The sequence below is a fragment of the Ramlibacter sp. 2FC genome (assembly GCF_005503345.1).
Lineage (GTDB): Bacteria > Pseudomonadota > Gammaproteobacteria > Burkholderiales > Burkholderiaceae_C > SCMQ01.
In genome coordinates this window covers 1-3,615 of the sequence record NZ_SCMM01000113.1, presented here as the reverse complement: position 1 = coordinate 3,615, position 3,615 = coordinate 1, and the positions used below count along the sequence as shown (strand labels likewise).

Annotated in this window: 2 protein-coding genes and 1 pseudogene; 1 reads left to right on the top strand and 2 read right to left on the bottom strand. The window is 73.3% G+C overall.

From position 1 onward, the window contains the following. Window positions 1-90: 90 nt before the first annotated feature. Window positions 91-810, bottom strand: coding sequence for a Crp/Fnr family transcriptional regulator (locus tag FFS10_RS22700; RefSeq protein ID WP_137896866.1), 720 nt, complete (start codon window positions 808-810; stop codon window positions 91-93). Window positions 811-978: 168 nt separating this feature from the next. Between FFS10_RS22700 and FFS10_RS22695 the strand changes: the two genes are divergently transcribed. After that, window positions 979-3,156: an acetate--CoA ligase family protein gene (locus FFS10_RS22695; protein ID WP_137896865.1), complete on the top strand. Its 2,178-nt coding sequence runs from the start codon at window positions 979-981 to the stop codon at window positions 3,154-3,156. 78 nt (window positions 3,157-3,234) lie between these two features. Here the strand turns inward: FFS10_RS22695 and FFS10_RS22690 are convergent. Then, window positions 3,235-3,615: pseudogene (locus FFS10_RS22690) on the bottom strand (group II intron reverse transcriptase/maturase); the annotation flags it as partial.

Below are 3,615 nucleotides of genomic sequence, written 5' to 3'. Positions count from 1 at the left end.
GCTGCGGGCGGACGGTGGGACGGGGGCGCGGGGCTTCATGCGGCGTAGCTTAACCGGCCACCCGCCGGCCCGCCGAGGAGGCGCCCCGCCTCACCGGCCCTCGGCGATGCGCCGCAGCGCCGGCAGGTCCAGGATGCTGAGCTGGCCGTAGTCGGCCGCCAGGATGCCCTGCTCGGCGAGCAGGCGCAGCTCCTTGTTCATGGTCTGGCGCGAGACCGAGACCATGTGGGCCAGGTCGCTCTGCGACACCCGCAGGCACACGGCCTTGCCGCCCTCCTCGCGCTGGCCGTGCCAGCCGACCAGCTTGAGCAGGGTCTCGGCCACGCTTTGCGTCAGTCCGCCGAGCGCGCGGCGCTGCATCGCGACGATGCTCTCGCGCTGGCGCTCGAGCGCGAGCAGGGCCACGTCCTTCCAAAGCAGCGGGGTCTGGTCGAGCACGGCGTGCAGGGCCTCGCTGGGCAGGTGCACGAGCACCGTGTCCTCGTGCGCGTGGTAGTCGTAGAGCCGCGTCGCGGCCTTGAGCAGCCGCACCAGGCCCACGATCTCGCCGGGGCCGATCAGCGACAGCATGAACTTGGCGCCCCCGGCGCTCACGCCGCTGACCTCGAGGCAGCCCGAGACCACGACCAGCACCTCGCGCCGCATCCGGTCCTGCGCCATGACCTGGGCGCCGCGCTCGTAATGCTCCAGATGCGCGATGCGCGCGATGCGGTCGAGCACGAGGTCGGGCCAGTCGCGGAACAGCGCGCAGCGGCGCAGCGCGCGCTGGATCAGCGCCGGCGTGTCGGCCTGGGCTTTGGATGGCGGCATGGCAGGCGGCGCAATGGGCATCAGGGTATTCCCGAGAGTCGATTGCGGAAGATTGTCAATCGCTTGACTGAGTGGAACAGCCCCGGATTCCTATCGTAGCAGTGCGCGTCGGCGCGGGCCCAGGCCAGCCAGGCCGGGCCGCCGCGACCGACGACGAAGGAGACTGCGTTGACCCCCACCACCTTATTCGACTTCCCTGCCCTCACGGCATTGTTCGCGCCGCGTTCCATCGCCGTGGTCGGCGCCTCGGCCCAGCCGAGCAAGATCGGCGGCATTCCGCTCGACTACCTGCTGCGCTTCGGCTTCGAGGGCCGGCTGTACGCCGTGAACCCGCGCGGCGGCCAGGTGCAGGGCCTGCCGGCCCATCCCAGCCTCTCGGCCATAGGCGAGCCGGTGGACCTGGCCATCTTCGCGATCCCGCAGGCCCAGGTGGCGGCGGCGCTGGACGACGCGATCGCGGCCGGCGTCAAGGCCATCGTGCTGTTCTCCTCGGGCTTCGCCGAGGTCGGCGCCGAGGGCGCGGCCGCGCAGCAGCGCCTGGCCGACAAGGCACGCGCCGCCGGCATCAGGCTGATCGGCCCGAACTGCCTGGGCTTCATGCACCTGGCGCACCAGGTCTACGCCACCTTCTCGCCCGCGCCCGGCGTGGGCCGCGTGGCACCGGGGCGCATCGGCCTGGTCAGCCAGTCGGGGGCCTTCGGCGCCTATGCCTACGCGATGGCGCGCGAGCGCGGCGTCGGCCTGTCGCTGTGGGCGACCACGGGCAACGAGGCCGACGTGCAGGTCGCCGACTGCCTGGCCTGGCTGGCGCAGGACCCGGGCACCGACGTGATCATGGCCTACCTCGAGGGCTGCCGCGACGGCCCGCGCCTGCGCGCCGCGCTGGCGCTCGCGCAGGCGAACGGCAAGCCGGTGGTCGCGGTCAAGGTGGGCTGCACAGCGCTGGGCGCCGAGGCCGCGGCCTCGCACACGGCCTCGCTGGCCGGCGACGACGCGGTCTACGACGCGGTGTTCCGCCAGCACGGCGTGCTGCGCGCGCGCACGCTCAGCGAGTTCTTCGACCTGGCCGCGAGCGCGGCCGTGGCGCGCCGGGCGCCGCGCGACCGCACGATAGGCCTGTTCACGGTCTCGGGCGGCGTGGGCGCGCTGATGGCCGACGAGGCCAGCGCGGCCGGCCTCGAGGTGCCGCCGCTGTCGGAGGCGGCCCAGCGCCAGCTGCGCGACTGGGTGCCGTTCGCCGCGCCGCGCAACCCGGTGGACATCACGGGCCAGGTCACGAACGACCTCACGCTGCTCGAGCGCAGCGCGCGGCTGATGCTCGAGGACCGGCGCTTCGCGTCCTGGCTGGGCTTTTTCGCGGCGGCCGGCGCCTCGGAGGCCTTCTGGCCCGTGCTGCGCGGCCTGGCCGCGGGCCTGCGCGCGGACCACCCCGACACGGTGCTCGCGATCAGCACCCTGCTCTCGCCGGCGCGCCGCGCCGAGCTCGAGGCCCTGGGCTGCCTGGTGTTCGCCGACCCCTCGGTGGGCATACGCACCCTGGCCGCGCTGGCGCGCCGCAGCGGCCAGCCGGCCGCCGCCGCCCCGGCCCTCCCCGCCGCAGCGCCTGCGCCGCGGCACCTGCCGCCGGGCCCGCTGTCCGAGCCGCACGGCCTGGCCCTGCTGGCCGAGGCCGGCGTGCCGATGGTCGAGCACCGCCTGGTGCAAAGCGCCGACGCGGCGGCCCAGGCCGTCGAGGCCCTGGGCGGCGAGATCGCGCTCAAGATCGCGAGCGCCGACATCCCGCACAAGTCCGACATCGGCGGCGTGGCCCTGGGCCTGCGCAGCGCGAGCGAGGCGCGCACGGCCTTCGAGACCCTGCAGGCCCGCGCGCGCCAGGCGCGGCCCGAGGCGCGCCTGGACGGCGTGCTGGCCGCGCGCATGGTGCGCGGCGGCGTGGAATGCATCGCCGGCGTGCACCGCGACCCGGTGTTCGGCCCGGTGCTGATGTTCGGCCTGGGCGGCGTGCATGTGGAGACGCTGCGCGACGTGAGCCTGCGCGTGCTGCCCGTGACGCGCGCCGAGGTCCAGGCCATGGTGCGCGAGCTCAAGGCCCTGCCCCTGCTCGAGGGCACGCGCGGCCAGCCGGCGGCCGACCTCGAATCGATCGCCGACACCCTGCTCGCGCTGGCCGACTTCGCCCAGGCCGCGGGCGAGCAGCTGGGGAGCGCCGAGATCAACCCGCTGATCGCGCGACCCGCCGCTCAGGGTGGCTGCGTCGCGGTGGACGCGCTGGTCGTCGGCCGCACCGCATCCGCCGCCACACCACGCCACGCAGAGGCAGCCGCGCTGCAGGCGCTGCCGGGCTGAGCCGCCACCCGACCACAACCAGTCGGAGTAGGAATGTCAGTCACCCAACACCCCCTCCACAGATCCGTACGTGCGGAATTACCGCATACGGCTCCTGCCTTGGGTCGTGACGATCAGACGCTGGTTCGGGTAAGGGTGGCAGATGTTCGGAGCAGGCAACCAGTGCGCCATCAATCGATACATTCGACGCCAAGTCAGGCCACGGCTCTGACTGCGGCGGCACAGCGTGCGATGCCACAGCCCGGCGACCTGGAAGCGGAATGTCCTCAGCCGCGTGCCGTTGTCAGGCACGCCGAAGTACCGGCCATGTCCAGCCACCACCGCGCGCAGGTACTGGCCCTGCTCGTTGATGGGTCGGTGCATGCGCCGTCTGAGCTCGATCTTGACCGCCTGCAGCTTGGTTCGCAGGCGTTTGGCACTGGTCAGCCGCAGCACCATGAATTTGCCCTTCCTGGTCTG